The organism is Haloechinothrix alba (genome assembly GCF_900188115.1).
Lineage (GTDB): Bacteria > Actinomycetota > Actinomycetes > Mycobacteriales > Pseudonocardiaceae > Haloechinothrix > Haloechinothrix alba.
This window is the reverse complement of the sequence record NZ_FZNW01000001.1, coordinates 133,055-148,558: the sequence shown is the minus strand read 5'-3', so window position 1 is coordinate 148,558 and position 15,504 is coordinate 133,055. Positions and strand designations below refer to the sequence as shown.

The window sequence follows — 15,504 nt, the reverse complement described above, 5'->3', positions numbered from 1 at the left end:
TGGGACGGACCCGGCACGCGCGAAGGCCGCTGACAGGGAGTCTCACCGGGCATAGTCCCGCAGTGGCGGTTCCTCCCGCTCCCAGGTCCACGGCGGGCTCTCCAGCCACGCTCGGGCAGGCATCGCCAGCAGCTCGGGCAGCTGCGTCGCGAGCTCGCCGTAGTCCAGCGGCATGAACACCTCGGTGCAGACCGAGCCGTCCACCCGTTCCGGGGCCGCCCCGCCCGGGTTCTCCAGGGCGTCGAGCACCAGCGCATAAACTGCGGCATCCACGACCAGGCCGAAGTGCTCGACGGCACGTGCCGTGCAGACGTCCTGCACAGCCACGTGCGACGAACCGGTCAGGGCACTCGCCTCGGCACCCGGCGTGGCGGCCTCGTCGAACTCGGTGTAGATCGACGTGAACGAGGGACCATCGGGCAGCGGCTGGGCGTTGAGCGCTTCCGTCCAGCTCGACCCCTGGGTGAACTGCCAGAAGGACTCCTGGCACCCGCCGGCGAAGAGGCCGAGTCCCTCGCAGTAGGCGTTGGCCGTCACCGACCCCTGAAACGGCGAACCGAGGCTGATGGCGTCGTCCAGCTTGTCGGCCATGTCCGGCCAGAACCGTGCCGCCCACGCCGGGTGCAGGCCACCCTGGCTGTGCCCGAGCGTGGACACCGGTTGACCACCGCTGCGCTCGTACATGGTGCGGATCGCGTGCACCGCGTTCTCTGTGGACGTCTGCATGTCCCGCCAGCCACGGTGTGGGTAATCCATCCAGCACACCGAGTACCCCTCGGCGCGCAGCGCGTGGACGTAATTGAACGAGAAGTTCTCGTAGCCGTCTGCCGTGGTACCGGGAACGAACAGCACGGGCTGGTTATCAGGGTCGTCGATGGCGCTGTCGCAGTGCAGCGTCGCGTCCAGCTCCTCGGGCGACTGCTCGAGCGGCGGACCGGGATCCTGTTCGGCTGAGGCAGGCACGCCGCCGCCGAGGCCGAGCAACACCGTGGCAGCGGCAAGCACGGTGCCTAGTCTGTATGTCCTCGTCATGGCGGGAAAGTAGCCCGCAGCCCAGCCGCGCAACAGGCGGCCGGGCGATATCGAGACCGGATCGCAATAAAGTGGTCAGAGTTCTGACCACTTTATTGCGATCCCCCGATCTCCGTTACACGTCCAGGAACCGCACGTCCTTGGCGTTACGGGTGATGAACGACCGGCGTGCCTCGACGTCCTCGCCCATCAGCACCGAGAACAGCTCGTCGGCCGTGGCCGCATCATCCAGCGTCACCTGGCGCAGCAGCCGGTTCGCCGGATCCATGGTGGTTTCCCACAGCTCGTCGGCGTTCATCTCGCCGAGCCCCTTGTAGCGCTGGATGGCGTCGTCCTTGGGCAGCTTCTTGCCCGCCTCGGCGCCGGCTTGCAGTATCCCGTCCTTCTCCCGCTCGTTGTAGACGTAATCCGGCTCGCCGCGCGGCCACTTGATCTTGTAGAGCGGGGGCTTGGCGAGGTAGACGTACCCGTGCTCGACGAGCGGCCGCATGAACCGGAACAACAGCGTCAGCAGCAACGTCTGGATGTGCTGGCCGTCCACGTCCGCGTCGGACATCAACACGACCTTGTGATAGCGCAGCTTGCTGAGGTCGAACTCGTCGTGGATGCCGGTGCCGAGGGCAGTGATCAGGCTCTGCACCTCGTTGTTCTTCAGCACCTTGTCGATGCGCGCCTTCTCGACGTTGATGATCTTGCCGCGGATCGGCAGGATCGCCTGGTACATCGAGTCGCGGCCTTCCTTGGCGGAGCCGCCCGCCGAATCGCCCTCGACGACGTAGAGCTCACACTCGTCGGGCTTCGTCGACCGGCAGTCCTTGAGCTTGCCGGGCAGCCCGCCCACGTCGAGCGCGCCCTTGCGGCGCACCAGCTCACGCGCCTTGCGCGCGGCCAGCCGGGCCTGCGCCGACGACACCGCCTTGGAGATGATCGCCTTCGCGTCGCTGGGGTTGCGCTCGAACCAGTCCGACAGCCACTCGTGCGTGGTGGCCTGCACGAAGGTCTTGGCGTCGCTGTTGCCCAGCTTGGTCTTCGTCTGACCCTCGAACTGCGGTTCGGCCAGCTTGATCGAGACGATCGCCGCGAGGCCTTCCCGGACATCGTCACCGGTCAGGTTCGCGTCCTTCTCCTTGAGCAGCTTCTTGTCCCGCGCGTAGTTGTTCACCACCCGCGTCAGCGCCGCCCGGAAGCCTTCCTCGTGCGTGCCGCCCTCGTGCGTGTTGATGGTGTTGGCGAAGGTGTACACGGACGGGGTGAAGCCACTGTTCCACTGCATGGCGACCTCGACCTGGACCCCGTCCCCGTCGGCCTCGAAGGAAACCACGTTGCGGTGGATCGGATCGCGCGTGCTGTTGATGTGCTTGACGAAGTCCGACAGCCCACCCGGGTATTGGTAGGTCTGCTCGGTCAGCCGGGCCTTCTCCCCCGAGGCGTCCTCACCGTTCTCGTCCGGCTCCCGCTCGTCGCGCAGCGTGATGGTCAGCCCCTTGTTCAGGAACGCCATCTCCTGCAACCTGCGGGCGACCGTCTCCACGTTGTAGTTGGTGGTCTCGAAGATCGAGTCGTCCGCCCAGAACGTCACCGTGGTGCCGGTGCGTTTCGTGGAACCCTGTTTCTGTGGCGCCCCGACCGGTGCGGACGTCTTGTACTGCTGCGTCCAGACGCTCCCGTCCCTGTGGATCTCCACCTCGAGCGCCGAGGACAGCGCGTTGACCACCGAGACACCCACACCGTGCAACCCACCGGAGACCGCGTACGACTTGCCGTCGAACTTGCCACCCGCGTGCAGCATGGTCAGCACGACTTCCACCGTGGGGCGCTTCTCGACCGGGTGCTCCTCGACCGGGATGCCGCGACCGTCGTCGATGACACGGACCCCGCCGTCCGGAAGCAAGCTCACCTCGACCTTGCTGGCGTGTCCTGCCATCGCCTCGTCGACGGCGTTGTCCACAACTTCCCAGATCAGGTGGTGCAGACCGCGCTCACCGGTGGATCCGATGTACATCCCGGGGCGCTTGCGAACCGCCTCGAGCCCTTCCAGGACGGTGATCGACGACGCGCTGTACTCGTTCTTCTTGGCTGCCACCGTTTTGGCGTCTCCTGTCTTGCATCAGCGAACGCTTGCACGGGCGGATCCTCCCCAAGACCCACACCCACCTCGAATGTCCAGTCTACGCTTGGGGCCTCACGGCACCGGCGCAAGGACACCCGTGTCGTCGCTGGTCAGCAACCCGCTGTACCGGAACTTTAACCGTACGTGTCACGCGGTCCCCTGCCCGGCACGTGCCGTGGTCCGTAGCGCCAGCTCGGCCTGGTCGGCCCCTGGATCCGCAGGCGCTTGACCACGCCGTTTCCCACGCCGGCAGCGATCTTACCGAGCAGCTGGGCCTGCAGCAGGCGCAGCTGGGTCGCCCACGCCGTGGAGCTGGCCTGCACGGTGAGCTCACCCTCGGACAGCGACACCGGGTGAGCGTGCTCGGCGACGTCGGACCCGACCAGCGCTGCCCACTGGCCGAAGACCTGACCGGTAGCGAGCTGCTCCTGCCAGCCGCGTTGCTTGGCCAGCTGCGAGACCACCCGTCCCAAGGGTTGTGGATCGCGGTCGTCCACCCCCGAGGACGACCACCGGCGCCGGTTGGAACGCGAGCGCCCCGCGCCACCCGACCGGTCACCGCGGCGCTGCCCGGGGCGTGTACCTCGCGCACGTGCCTTCTCCTGCGCCGAGCGCAGTGCCGCGTGTGCCAGATCCCGCCCGCTGACCTGCTGTTCCTCGTCTCCGGACGGTTCGCCACCCTCGTAGGCGACAGGTTGCTCGACGCCGCGTTCTTCGCCGGATCGGCGACGCTCATCAGCAGAACGGGCAACGGTCTCACTGTGTGACGTTGCTCTCAGTGATGACGTGGACGCAATGTTATCCACACTATCCACAGGTTTATCCCCAGGTGGGTGATGATCGCTTCCTACCGCGTCACCCCGGGGGTGCTGTGCGTCTCGGTGTCCCTCTCCCCGTGGTCCGCGCCGGCCCTCTTGCCCGTCACTCACGAACCAGCCTCCCCTCGTCGACGGTATAGCGAACACCGGTCAGCTCACCGGGCACGTCCTCATCCACAGCCGCGGTGACGAACACCTGCTCCGCGCGGGAGGCGACCTCGGCCAAGCGAGCTCTGCGGTGCCGGTCGAGCTCGGCGAACACGTCGTCGAGCAACAGGATCGGCTCGCCTGCCTCGTCGCGCAACAGCTCGTACGAGGCCAACCGCAGCGCCAACGCGAGCGACCAGGACTCCCCGTGGCTGGCGTAGCCCTTCGCAGGGGAACCCCCGAGGGTGATCTCGAGGTCGTCGCGATGTGGGCCGATCAAGCTCACCCCGCGTTCGAGCTCACTCTCCCGGGACTCGACCACCGCGTCTCCCAAGGCCTTGATCAATATGTCGACATCGGCGCGTTGCCCCTCCGGGGTGCCGTAGTCGGCGGGCAACGCCGAACCCAGACTCGACCGGTAGGTGATCCCGGCGCTCTTGTCGGGCTCCCCGCCCGGGCTCCCCGCGATGCCATCGTATGCCGCCGCGGTGTGCGGCGCGAGGTCGGCGACCAGATCCAACCGCGCGGCCAGCAGCTGCGCTCCCAGTTCGGCGAGCTGGGAGTCCCAGACGGCCAGGGTGCTCAACGCGTACGGATCGTCCGCCGCGGCACGCGCACCCCGCTTGCCCGTCGACTTCAGCAGCGCGTTGCGCTGGCGGAGCACCCGGTCGTACTCCGACCGGATCCCCGCGTACCGGGGCGAACGCTGCACGAGCAAGTCATCGAGGAATCGGCGCCGTTCAGCGGGATCTCCCTTCACCAGAGACAGATCCTCGGGAGCGAACAGTACAGTATGGACGATTCCGAGCACGTCGCGCGGCCGTCCCACCGCTCCCCGGTTGATCCGCGCCCTGTTGCTCTTGCCCGGGCTGATCTCCAGCTCCACGACCAGCTCGCGATCGCCGTTGACCACGGCTGCCCTGATGAGTGCCCGCTCCCGCTCGTGACGCACGAGCGGGGTGTCGCTGGATACCCGGTGCGAGCCGAGCGTGGCCAGGTAGCCGACGGCCTCGAGGACGTTCGTCTTTCCCTTGCCGTTGCGCCCGATCAGCACGATCGGCCCTTGGCCGAGCTCCAGGTCCGCGTGCTCCCACGAGCGGAAGTCAGTCAGCTGAAGGTGGCGTAGATGCATCGGACGTTGCTTCGTGCGAGCTGCGCGTGACCGCATGCCCACCGAACTGGTTGCGCAGCGCGGCCACGGCCTTCATCGCGGGCGAGTCATCCTGACGTGAGCCGAACCGTGCGTACAGGGCTGCCGTGATGACAGGGGCCGGCACGGCATGCCGGACGGCTTGCTCCACCGACCAGCGCCCCTCCCCGGAGTCCTCGACGTAGCCCTGGATATCTCCCATACCGGGGTCGTCGGAGACAGCACGCACGAGCAGGTCGAGCAGCCAGGAACGCACCACCGTGCCACGCGACCAAGCGGTGAGCACACCGGCCACATCGGATATTTCCTCGGACGCGGAAAGCAGCTCGAACCCCTCGGCGTAGGCCTGCATGAGCCCGTACTCGACGCCGTTGTGCACCATCTTCGCGAAGTGGCCCGCGCCGGCGGAACCCGCGTGCACGACGCTCTCCTCCCGCGGCCCTTCGGGACGCAACGCGTCGAACAGCGGCATCGCCCGCCGTACGTCGTCCTCCTGGCCACCGACCATCAGCGCGTACCCGTACTCGCGGCCCCACACGCCACCGGACACCCCGACGTCGAGGTAACCGATGCCGCGCGCACCCAGCAGGTCCGCATTCACCTTGTCGTCGTCGAAGTGGGAGTTGCCCCCCTCGATGACGAGATCGCCCTCATCGAGTAGCTCGGCGAGCTCTGTCACGGTCTGCTTGGTCGGTTCGCCGTGCGGCACCATCACCCATACCGTCCGCGGACGGTCCAAACGGGACACCAAGTCCGCTGGCGATTCGGTATCGGACACGCTTGCGTCCCTGTCGTATCCGATCACCTCGTGACCGGCCGCACGCAACCGATCCCGCATCGCGGAGCCCATCTTGCCGAGGCCGATCATCCCGAGCTGCGTCATGCCGCCTCCCTGCTCGACTGCCACTAACCGGGCAGCCGTACCGGCATCAACAGGTACAGATATCCGGGGATCACCGTGCCATCCGAGTCGGCAGGCTTGATCAGGGCGGGCCGGTTGGGTGTGGTGAATGTCAGCTCGACCCGGTCGGAGCTCAGCGCCGCCAGGCCGTCGGTGAGGTACCCGGGGTTGAACGCGATCGTGACCGGCTCGCCCTCGTACTCCACGGCGAGCTCTTCCTCTGCGCTTCCCTCGTCGTCACCTCCTGCCGACAGCCGCAGCGTCTCCTCGCCGAACTCCATCCGCACCTGCGCACCGCGCTCGGCGACGAGCGAGACACGCTTGATCGCATCGGCGAGCGTGGAGACGTCGAGAACGGCCCGGGACGTGTGCTGGTCAGGAAGCAGCTGGCGGTACGGCGGGAACTCGGCGTCGAGCAACCGGGTCGTAGTGTAGCGCCCCGAACCGGACAACCCCAGCATGCCGTCACCGCTGGCGAGCGCGAGGCGCAGCGTCGCCCCGCTCGAGCCGAGCGACTTGGCCGCCTCGGCGAGGGTCCGTGCCGGGACGAGCACGGCCGCGTCGGTGACCTCCTCGGCAGGCTGCCAGGTGAATTCCCGCATCGCCAGCCGGAAGCGGTCGGTCGCGACCATGGTCAGCGTGTCACCGGAGATCTCGATGCGCAGGCCGGTGAGCATCGGGAGCGTGTCGTCCTTGCCCGCCGCGACAGCGACCTGCGCCACGGCGCTGCTGAACGCGTCGCCCGCGAGCTCGCCCGCGAACGTCGGCTGGCTCGGCAGCTGGGGATAGTCCTCCACAGGCATCGTCGGCAGGCTGAACTTGGCGGACCCGCAGCTGATGGTCGCACGGGAGCCCTCGACGGACAGGTCGACCGGCTGGGCGGGCAGCGCCTTCGTGATGTCGGCCAGCAGCCTGCCGGACACCAGCGCACGTCCGCCATCGGCGATGGTGGCCGCGATACCGGCGGTGGCCGAGACCTCGTAGTCGAATCCCGAGATGGTCAGCGCGTCCGCATCACCACCGGAGTCCCCACCGGCGTCGAGCAACACTCCGCCGAGTACGGGAACGGGCGGTCGTGACGGCAGGCTGCGCGCGACCCAGGCGACGGCATCGGCGAGAGCGTCACGCTCGACGCGGATCTTCATGCCCCATCCTTTCGACAGCCGAGACTTCGGTTCTCGGAAGCCATGCAGCTCTAGGAGAGCGCGCTGCGCTGCGACAACGTGCTCATGATGCACCGGTGGTATCCGTACCAGGCGCATGCCAGCGAGGTGCGAGACGCAGCTCGGTGCGAACCATCCGTGTGAGCACCCACGTTAGAACGTTGCGTGCGGTCGCGTCATCCGGGTTCGCCAGACACGGCGAGCGGTGCGAGCCGTGCCGGAGCGGGTTGTCCCCAACAAGGACGGGTGTTGGTGTTCAAGAGTTCTTGAGGAAAAGAGATGAACCCGTAACAGTAGTAAGGGTTGTGGGTTGTGTGGACAAGCGGCTTCGTCGCAGTTCGCCAGAGGCGCGACGGTGTGGACTCCTTGGGGGTGGTTCCGGTGGACGAACGGAGCGATCGGTGGAGAACTCGAAACCGCACAAGACGGTCCACCGGCAGTCCACAGTTATCCACAGTTCCCTCCCCAGTTGTGTGCCGATTCGTACCCAAGTTGGCTGCGGGCTGAACGGGTAACGCAGATCACTCGTTCGGACGAACCAGGGGCAGCGCGTGACGGTGTCGGGCCCGCCCGCAGTGACCCTGCGGCGGGCCGGCGAGGCGGTGCACCGGCAGTCGCCGCATGAGGCCGTCTCAGGAGTGTGCGATTCGCGGGCGGGGCTCCGGGTGGCCGGCCGGCGCCATACGGCGCCACACGGCGCGGCGAACCCCGCACACGCCGGTGGTGTGCGGGGTGGGGATCGAGCGATACGTGTGGACGACAGAGAGGCGGGAACCCGGCGCGTTGCGGCCAGGGGTCAGCGGTGCCCGCGCTACTGCTTGGCGCGCTGTTTGATGCGCGAGGTGAGCTCCTGCACCTGGTCGTAGATGCGGCGACGCTCGGCCATCTCCTTGCGGATCTTCTTGTCGGCGTGCATCACCGTGGTGTGATCACGGCCGCCGAAGGTCTGCCCGATGCGCGGCAGCGACATGTCGGTGAGCTCGCGGCACAGGTACATCGAGATCTGCCGGGCGGTGGCCAGTGCCTTCGTCTTGCCCGGCCCGCAGATGTCTTCGATGGATACGCCGAAGAACTCGGCGGTGACGCCCATGATCGTGGAGGAGCTGATCTCGGGTGGCTGCGAGTCGGGGATTAGGTCGCGTAACACGATCTCGGCCAGACCCAGGTCGACCGCCTGCTGGTTCAACGAGGCGAACGCGGTGACGCGGATCAGCGCGCCCTCCAGCTCACGGATGTTCGCCTCGATGCGGGCGGCGATGAACTCGAGCACGTCACCGGGTACGGCCAGCCTGTCCTGCGCCGCCTTCTTGCGCAGGATCGCGATGCGGGTCTCGAGCTCGGGTGGCTGGATATCGGTGATCAGTCCCCACTCGAACCGGGTTCGCAGGCGGTCCTCCAGAGTCTCCAGGTGCTTCGGCGGCCGGTCGGAGGACACCACGATCTGCTTGTTGGCGTTGTGCAGCGTGTTGAAGGTGTGGAAGAACTCCTCCTGTGTCCCTTCCTTGCCTTCGAGGAACTGGATGTCGTCGACGAGCAGGATGTCGATGTCCCGGTAACGCCGCTGGAAGGCGACCTTGCGGTCGTCGCGCAGCGAGTTGATGAAGTCGTTGGTGAACTCCTCGGTCGACACGTAGCGCACCCGCATACCGGGGAACAGCCGTTGCGCGTAGTGGCCTACGGCGTGGAGGAGGTGGGTCTTTCCCAGCCCGGATTCTCCCCACACGAACAGCGGGTTGTACGCACGTGACGGGGCTTCGGCGACGGCGACCGCTGCGGCGTGCGCGAAGCGGTTGGAGGCGCCGATCACGAAGGTGTCGAAGGTGTACTTCTCGTTGAGCCGCGTCTTGGAGGTCTGTGGTTGGGCGGGCGCGGTATAGGGCTGCCCGGCGACCGGCCGGCCGGAGAACGTCGGCCAGATCTCGTGGACGGCCGCGAGCGCCTCGCCCTCTTCGTCGATCTCGTCCTCACCGTTGTCGTTGTCTCCACCGGGGCTGTCCCCGGTGCCATTGACGGTATTCGACGGTGGCGCCGTGAGCGTGCCTGCCGCTTCTGTCCGGCCGGCGGTTCCCGCGGCGGCGTTGCCCCCGCCGACGCTCGCACCCGCGCTCCCACCGGATCCCCCGCTGGGCGCGCTGCTGGTTCCGCTGCTGGGACTCGCGGTGTTCCCTGAAGCGGGTACGGAAGCGCCGTAGGTCGGCGGAACCGGGTCGGAGCCGACCCCGTCGGCTTCTTCCACAGTGTCGACCTTGACGGCGAGTGAGACGTTCTGGCCGACATGCCGGGAAAGCGCGTCGGTGATCGGGTCACGCAGGGCGCGCTCGATGGCGTCCTTCGCGAAGTCGCTCGGCGCGGCCAGCAAGGCCGTACCGTCCAGCAGTCCGATCGGGCGCGTCACACGCATCCACGCACGCTGCTGTGGGGACAGCGTTCCGGTCGACAGCTCCCGGACGACCTGTTCCCACACCTCAGCAAGGTTGATCTGGTTCTCGGACACGTGTACCGCTCCCCTCCCCTCCAAGAGACCCTCTACGTCACGGTCGACTCGCGCAGCCGACGACTGATCAAGCGCGGCATGCGGTGACTCACACGGGAGGTGTCCACATAGTTATCCACAACTGTGCACTAATGTACGGTCACGCGCAGTTCGGATCGCCATCGGCTCAAGACTGTGCCGAAAAGCTTCGCACACTTCTCCAGCGCGCTCAGTGTGGCGCTGCTTGATTGGTCCGCCCGAGAAGGAGCACAGTAACAAGGCCCGGGACGTGCCACAAGAGTTGCATGGCGGCAAGGATTTCACGCAATACGGCGTGTCGCCAGTTGGAACGGCCGAGTATTCACTCGGCCAGGTGGATGACGCGACGTGCGCCCACCCGGGCGACATCCGGGGGGCGGTGCACACGACCGGGTAAGGAGTGCGTACGCTCGTAAGGTCCCCCGTCGACAACGGGCGCCTTTGGTGTGCCCGAGTCCGGCCCTGCACAACGTGTTCGCCGGGTCAGGGTTGAGAGGCGGCCGTCTCGAGCGGTGGCGCGCGACTGCGGACGACAGCGAAGTGCAGCGGAGGACAGCGTCAGGGCGGACGGGTGAACGACCCGATCCGTGAGCAGGACACCGAGTAGGCAGTTCAACAACTGTGAGTTGAGGAGCGGGCAGCCGTGAGCAAGGGTAAGCACACATTTCAGCCGAACAAGCGTCGGCGGGCGCGTAAGCACGGGTTCCGCCAGCGTATGCACACTCGTGCGGGGCGCGCCGTGGTCGCCGCTCGCCGCCACAAGGGTCGCGCGAGGCTGTCCGCCTGAGTCGTGCCACGGCCGACCACGCCGTGTTCGTTGTGGATCGCATGGCAACGGGGAGGGTGCTCCCCGTTCCGTTCGGCTACGTCGGTGTTCTGACCGGAAACGTTGGGTAGGACGCCGTGTTACCGAAGGAAGCGCGGGTACGGCGGAGCGAGGAGTTCCGGCACGTCATGCGGCGGGGCGTCAAAGCGGGTCGACGGCGCCTCGTGGTCCACGCCGTACCCGGGCAGGACATGGCTGAGTCGACTCCGTCCAAGGCGGGGTTCGTCGTCAGCAAGGCGGTAGGCAACTCGGTTGTGCGGCATCGGGTGACGCGAAAATTACGTCACGTGACGCGAGCGCGACTTGGAACATTGCGGCCGGGGAGTTCGTTGGTGATACGAGCCTTACCCTCGGCTGCTTCCGCCACGAGCCGAGAACTCGCGAACGATGTTGACAGCGCGCTGCGCCGGCTGGGAATGATTCCGAGCCGGCGCAGCGATGACGACGACGGATGACCCGTGTGAACGAGAGCCAGAAGCCGACGGGCATGGCGGAGCAGCGCCACGAGTCCGAGGACGATGCCTGCGACGCGCAGCGCAGTAGATCCTCGGCGTCGTGGGCGCGCCCGGGCCCACTCGCCTGGCTCGTCCAGTTGCCGGTACGCCTGTACCGGCTGCTTATCGGACCGCTGCTTCCCCCGAGTTGTCGCTTCTACCCGAGCTGTAGCGCTTACGCGTTGGATGCGCTGGCCCGGCACGGCGCTGTGAAGGGGTCGGTTATGACCCTGTGCAGGCTCGGACGGTGCGGACCCTGGCACCCTGGAGGTCTGGACCCGGTTCCGGACCGGTTCTCGGTGCGCGCCCAGAGATCAGGTAGCTCAATCGAGGAGTAGCTCAGTGCTCGACTTCATCTATTACCCCGTCTCGTTCATCTTGTGGTTCTGGCACAAGGCTTTCGGGTTCGTGCTGGGCGAGACACAGGCGGTGTCGTGGGTACTGGGTATCGTCTTCCTCACCTTCACGGTCAGGGCGATCCTGTTCAAGCCGTTCGTGAGCCAAGTGCGCTCGATGCGCAAGATGCAGGACTTCGCGCCGGAGATCAAGAAGATCCAGAAGCGGTACGCGAACGACCGCCAGCGCCAGGCACAGGAGATGCAGAAGCTCCAACGTGAGCACGGCGTCAACCCGGTCGGCGGGTGCCTGCCGATCCTGCTGCAGATCCCGGTCTTCATCGGTCTGGTACACGTGCTCCGCCTCTTCGCGAGCAGCAATGAAGAGGGATCGGGCAACTACTTCTTCAGCCCGGAAGGCGTCAGCCAGTACATCGAGGCGGACATCTTCGGGTCGAACCTCGGCCAGGCGATCTACAACACCCAGATGGCCACCGTCGGTACCGGTGCCGAGGCGGTGAACGCCGGTTTCCACAGTGCGGCGCTGCCGGTCGGCGTGCCCATGATGATCCTGGCTTCCATCCTGACGCACCTGACGGCGCGGCACTCCGTACAGCGGCAGAATCCCGCTACGGCCACGCAGCAGACCGCGATCATGAACAAGCTGACCCAGTACATGTTCCCGATCGGTCTGCTGGTGTTCGGTGCGTTCATGCCGCTCGGGCTACTGATCTACTTCCTGGCGAACAACACGTGGACGCTGATGCAGCAGCGTCTGGTCTACCGCTGGATCGACCGGGAAGAGGAGCAGAAGAAGGAACAGGCCTCGCAGAAGCGCACGGACCTGGCGCCGAAGCCGGGTCAACGGCCCGACAAGAAGAAGGGCACCGCGGGCGAGGCAAGCGAGGACGGCGACTCCGAGTCGGATGACGGCGTGCACGAGAGCCAGGGCGAGGCCGACGGCACACAGGAAACGACCGAGCAGCAGGCGCCCCAGAAGCAGGCGCCCCAGAAGCAGGCCCCGAAGAAGGCGGGCACATCGGGAGCGAAGCAGAACCGATCGGGATCCGGTCAAGGAAACAAGCAGCGGAACCAGTCCGGGAAGCAACCCGGAAAGCAGGCCAAGTCGTCGACCGGGAAGCAGGGTGCGTCCGGCTCGGGTAAGACCTCTGGGGGTTCCTCGGCAGGCGGTGCCAAGGCGAGCAAGGGCGGAGCCCCGTCGACGAACGGCAAGGCGAAGTCATCCGGGTCCAAGACGGGCTCCTCCGGAACTGGCCAGTCCGCGAGCGGCGCGAAGTCGACGGGTGGGCAAGCCAAGAAGAACGGAGCGAATGCGAGCGGGACCGGCCGAGCCGGGACGGGTGCGGCCAAGAAGAAGTCGGGCCGCAAGCGCGGCTGAAGCATCGAACGGCGATGCGTTCCGCACGCTGTGGAAGGAGAGATGATGTCCGAGACCATCCAGCCGGTTGATGCCGAGGCCGAGGAACCCGACGCGTCCGCGGAGGAGAGCGACGTGGGTCCCCCGGCGACGAACGAGGACGCGCTTGTTCGAGAAGGCGACATCGCGGGAGACTACCTGGAGCGGTTGCTTGACCTGCTCGACTTCGACGGCGACATCGACTTGGACGTCGAGCGCGGGCGAGCGATGGTCAGCATCGATGGCGGCGATGATCTGGAGAAGCTCGTCGGTTCGCGGGGATCGGTACTCGAGGCGCTGCAAGAGCTGACGCGGCTGGCGGTGCAGCAGCAGACCGGTGTGCGGAGCAGGCTGATGCTCGACATCGCGGGCTGGCGCGCGGACCGGCGTGCCGAGCTGATGGAGCTGGGTAGGTCCGCGGGCCGTAAGGCACTGGAGAGCGGCGATCGGGAGCGACTCCAGCCGATGAGCCCCTTCGAGCGCAAGGTCGTGCATGACGCGGTGGCGGAGATGGACGGCGTGACGAGTGAGAGCGAAGGTGAGGAACCCAAGCGCCGGGTGGTCGTGGTCCCGGCCGGAGATGGTTGACCGAGCCCGTAGGAGCCTGAGGCGGTCCACCCCTGTCGGGGGCGGGCCGCCTTTTGTTTGACCGCGGGAGGCTCGCGGCGCGACGGGTAGTGCTCGGCGCCGTGTTTCATGTGAAACCGGGGACGTCAGCCGCCGGCACCCGTAGCCGGATCGCGCCGGTCCCGCTGTCCCAGGTGCGGCCCGGGATGTACTTGGCCAGAAGGTTGGTCGCCGGCGGTTGGTGGGTGTTGTCGTGCTCCAACCGGGGCGCGCGGGCAGCCGTTCGTGAGGCGCCGCGGGTGAGGACCATCCGGTAGGCCGACGCGCTGTCGGCCGTCAGCCGCCCGATCCGCGTGATGCCGTGGCTTGTGAGGTGACCGATCACGCTGGCCGGGAACGCCGCGTTGGGCGGCACCGTTCTCGTCGCGCGGGCTCGCAGGACGGGCCGGCCGACAGCGGCCGCTTGGTGGTGCGGCCATCGACACGCGATACTTCACGCCCCCCCCGGGGGGCTCTCCCCGCGTCGACGCCACCGCCACCGTGCGCGGGAGCGGGTGCGCCCAGGCCGCGTCGGGCGCTGTGGGTCGTTGGCGGGGCTCGTTGTTCGGTATCACGGGGATGGTGTCCGGCGGGGTGCCGGCGGACACCACCGGGCGATTGGTTACCGAATGCGATGCGATGTGCGCGCCGGGTCGAGTGACGGTGATGTGCGGCCCGTGCGGCGTGCGGGGCGGTGCGGGCGCGGTGGCCGGTCGAGCGGCACGCCGCTGGGCCGCGAATGGGATCGACGTTGCGGCGGAGCGGCGGTCAGGAGACAGCGCACCGGGCTGCTTGTCGCGTTTCACGTGAAACGCGGCGGCCGTCGGTCGAGCGGGGCTTCGGGTGCCCGGTTTCACGTGAAACGGATGCGCCGTCTCCGGGGCGCCTTCCCCGCGAGATACTGAACCGGTTCCCTGCCCCGTCACGCCACCATGGGCACGCGGGCATCGATGGAGTCAGGAGAGTGCGGACCGTGCGAGAGGCGCCGGAAGTCGCGACCACCATACTGGGACCTGGGTTGGATGGAGCGCGCCGCTTCGTCGATCTACTCGCCGAGCAGGGGGTTACCCGCGGCTTGATCGGGCCGCGCGAGGTCGAGCGGTTGTGGGATCGCCACGTGCTCAACTCGGCAGTGGTCGCCGAGCTCGTCGCGTCAGGGTCGACGGTGGTGGACGTGGGCTCCGGGGCGGGCCTACCCGGCATCCCCCTGGCGCTGACGCGCCCGGACCTGCGTGTCGTTCTGATGGAGTCCATGGCGCGCCGGGTGCGGTGGCTGGAGGAGGTCGCGGCCGCGTTGGAGCTCGGCAACGTCGAGATCGTGCGTGCCCGCGCGGAGTCGTGCGGCGTCGGCGGCGCCGACGTGGTGATCGCGCGAGCCGTGGCCCCGATGGCGAAGCTGGGCGGTTGGTGCCTGCCGCTACTACGGCCAGAGGGGCGGCTGCTCGCGATGAAGGGAGCAGGCGCGGCGGAGGAGGTCGAGCGGGACCGGGCAGAGCTGTACCGGCTGGGAGGCGGCGAGCCCGCGATCGTCGCGTGCGGTTCCGGTCTCCTTGACGACCCGGCGACGGTGGTCGTGGTGCAGAAGGTCAGCACTCCGGGCAGGACGAAGAAGCGCACCTCCGCTCGGGCGCGATCGGCACGACGCGGCCGAGCCTCATGACACGCCGTGGGAGGAAGGGCACAGGTGTCGACGCGGACGCGGGCAGGCATGGAATGATAAGACACGTACGTTCGAGCCGGGGCCGTCCGTGGTCGCGAGCCAGCGAGAGGGACGTACCGGGCGTGAGCGGGCGGTAGGTACGTGCAGGGTGGCAGGTTGTTGGCAATCCAGCGGACGGGGGACCGCTGGGGCGGCAACGACGATTGGGCGACCAACCCGGTACGGGCGCACTGCGCCGGTACCGGGAGCGACGGTGGGCCGACGCAGATGATCCGACCAAGGTATGGAGCGCGCGGTGCCGGCGGGGCACTGGCATGTTCCACGTGAAACAGC

Annotated in this window: 14 protein-coding genes and 1 pseudogene; 7 read left to right on the top strand and 8 right to left on the bottom strand. The window is 67.5% G+C overall.

The window, feature by feature from the left end:
• Positions 1 to 42 precede the first annotated feature (42 nt).
• From CHB84_RS00630 to CHB84_RS00620, 3 genes are all read right to left on the bottom strand, one after another.
• Positions 43 to 1,032, bottom strand: a complete 990-nt coding sequence (locus CHB84_RS00630; RefSeq protein ID WP_141134537.1) for an esterase/lipase family protein — start codon at positions 1,030 to 1,032, stop codon at positions 43 to 45.
• 115 nt (positions 1,033 to 1,147) lie between these two features.
• Positions 1,148 to 3,115, bottom strand: coding sequence for a DNA topoisomerase (ATP-hydrolyzing) subunit B (gyrB, locus tag CHB84_RS00625; protein WP_089299477.1), 1,968 nt, complete (start codon positions 3,113 to 3,115; stop codon positions 1,148 to 1,150).
• Positions 3,116 to 3,276: 161 nt separating this feature from the next.
• On the bottom strand, positions 3,277 to 3,606 hold the full coding sequence (locus CHB84_RS00620) for a DciA family protein (protein WP_425432251.1): 330 nt from the start codon (positions 3,604 to 3,606) through the stop codon (positions 3,277 to 3,279).
• A gap of 159 nt (positions 3,607 to 3,765) precedes the next feature.
• On the opposite strand from CHB84_RS00620, the gene CHB84_RS22645 reads away from it, so the two are divergent.
• A complete protein-coding gene (locus CHB84_RS22645) occupies positions 3,766 to 3,909 on the top strand; it encodes a hypothetical protein (RefSeq protein WP_176439714.1) in 144 nt (47 codons plus the stop codon).
• Between the two features lie 154 nt (positions 3,910 to 4,063).
• Here the strand turns inward: CHB84_RS22645 and recF are convergent, their stop codons facing one another.
• The 4 genes from recF to dnaA form a co-directional block, all read right to left on the bottom strand.
• Positions 4,064 to 5,239, bottom strand: coding sequence for a DNA replication/repair protein RecF (recF, locus tag CHB84_RS00615; RefSeq protein ID WP_089299476.1), 1,176 nt, complete (start codon positions 5,237 to 5,239; stop codon positions 4,064 to 4,066).
• A complete protein-coding gene (gene gnd / locus CHB84_RS00610) occupies positions 5,211 to 6,140 on the bottom strand; it encodes a phosphogluconate dehydrogenase (NAD(+)-dependent, decarboxylating) (protein WP_089299475.1) in 930 nt (309 codons plus the stop codon). The genes recF and gnd overlap by 29 nt, the downstream gene beginning before the upstream one ends.
• Before the next feature lie 23 nt (positions 6,141 to 6,163).
• Positions 6,164 to 7,303 carry a DNA polymerase III subunit beta gene (dnaN, locus tag CHB84_RS00605; protein WP_089299474.1) on the bottom strand — a complete coding sequence of 380 codons (1,140 nt, stop codon included), beginning with the start codon at positions 7,301 to 7,303 and terminating at the stop codon, positions 6,164 to 6,166.
• A gap of 829 nt (positions 7,304 to 8,132) precedes the next feature.
• Positions 8,133 to 9,815, bottom strand: coding sequence for a chromosomal replication initiator protein DnaA (gene dnaA / locus CHB84_RS00600; protein WP_089299473.1), 1,683 nt, complete (start codon positions 9,813 to 9,815; stop codon positions 8,133 to 8,135).
• Positions 9,816 to 10,476: 661 nt separating this feature from the next.
• On the opposite strand from dnaA, the gene rpmH reads away from it, so the two are divergent.
• From rpmH to CHB84_RS00575, 5 genes and pseudogenes are all read left to right on the top strand, one after another.
• Complete coding sequence (gene rpmH / locus CHB84_RS00595; protein ID WP_089299472.1) at positions 10,477 to 10,620, top strand: 50S ribosomal protein L34; 144 nt, start codon at positions 10,477 to 10,479, stop codon at positions 10,618 to 10,620.
• 116 nt (positions 10,621 to 10,736) lie between these two features.
• A complete protein-coding gene (gene rnpA, locus CHB84_RS00590) occupies positions 10,737 to 11,114 on the top strand; it encodes a ribonuclease P protein component (RefSeq protein ID WP_089299471.1) in 378 nt (125 codons plus the stop codon).
• Between the two features lie 5 nt (positions 11,115 to 11,119).
• Positions 11,120 to 11,491: a membrane protein insertion efficiency factor YidD gene (gene yidD / locus CHB84_RS00585; protein WP_245818470.1), complete on the top strand. Its 372-nt coding sequence runs from the start codon at positions 11,120 to 11,122 to the stop codon at positions 11,489 to 11,491.
• 4 nt (positions 11,492 to 11,495) lie between these two features.
• Positions 11,496 to 12,545, top strand: a pseudogene (yidC, locus tag CHB84_RS00580) (membrane protein insertase YidC); the annotation flags it as partial.
• A 387-nt stretch (positions 12,546 to 12,932) separates the two neighbouring features.
• Positions 12,933 to 13,493, top strand: a complete 561-nt coding sequence (locus CHB84_RS00575) for a Jag family protein (protein ID WP_089299469.1) — start codon at positions 12,933 to 12,935, stop codon at positions 13,491 to 13,493.
• A 106-nt stretch (positions 13,494 to 13,599) separates the two neighbouring features.
• Here the strand turns inward: CHB84_RS00575 and CHB84_RS00570 are convergent, their stop codons facing one another.
• Positions 13,600 to 13,887, bottom strand: coding sequence for a hypothetical protein (locus CHB84_RS00570; RefSeq protein ID WP_089299468.1), 288 nt, complete (start codon positions 13,885 to 13,887; stop codon positions 13,600 to 13,602).
• A gap of 588 nt (positions 13,888 to 14,475) precedes the next feature.
• Between CHB84_RS00570 and rsmG the strand changes: the two genes are divergently transcribed.
• Positions 14,476 to 15,171 (top strand): 16S rRNA (guanine(527)-N(7))-methyltransferase RsmG, encoded by a 696-nt coding sequence (gene rsmG / locus CHB84_RS00565; protein ID WP_425432250.1) that lies wholly within the window; start codon positions 14,476 to 14,478, stop codon positions 15,169 to 15,171.
• Positions 15,172 to 15,504: the final 333 nt, after the last annotated feature.

Bases quoted from the DNA above. Each gene is read 5' to 3' on its own strand.
- dnaN (WP_089299474.1), bottom strand. From the start codon at position 7,303: ATGAAGATCCGCGTCGAGCGTGACGCTCTCGCCGATGCCGTCGCCTGG.
- CHB84_RS00575 (WP_089299469.1), top strand. From the start codon at position 12,933: ATGTCCGAGACCATCCAGCCGGTTGATGCCGAGGCCGAGGAACCCGAC.
- gnd (WP_089299475.1), bottom strand. From the start codon at position 6,140: ATGACGCAGCTCGGGATGATCGGCCTCGGCAAGATGGGCTCCGCGATG.
- CHB84_RS00630 (WP_141134537.1), bottom strand. From the start codon at position 1,032: ATGACGAGGACATACAGACTAGGCACCGTGCTTGCCGCTGCCACGGTG.
- recF (WP_089299476.1), bottom strand. From the start codon at position 5,239: ATGCATCTACGCCACCTTCAGCTGACTGACTTCCGCTCGTGGGAGCAC.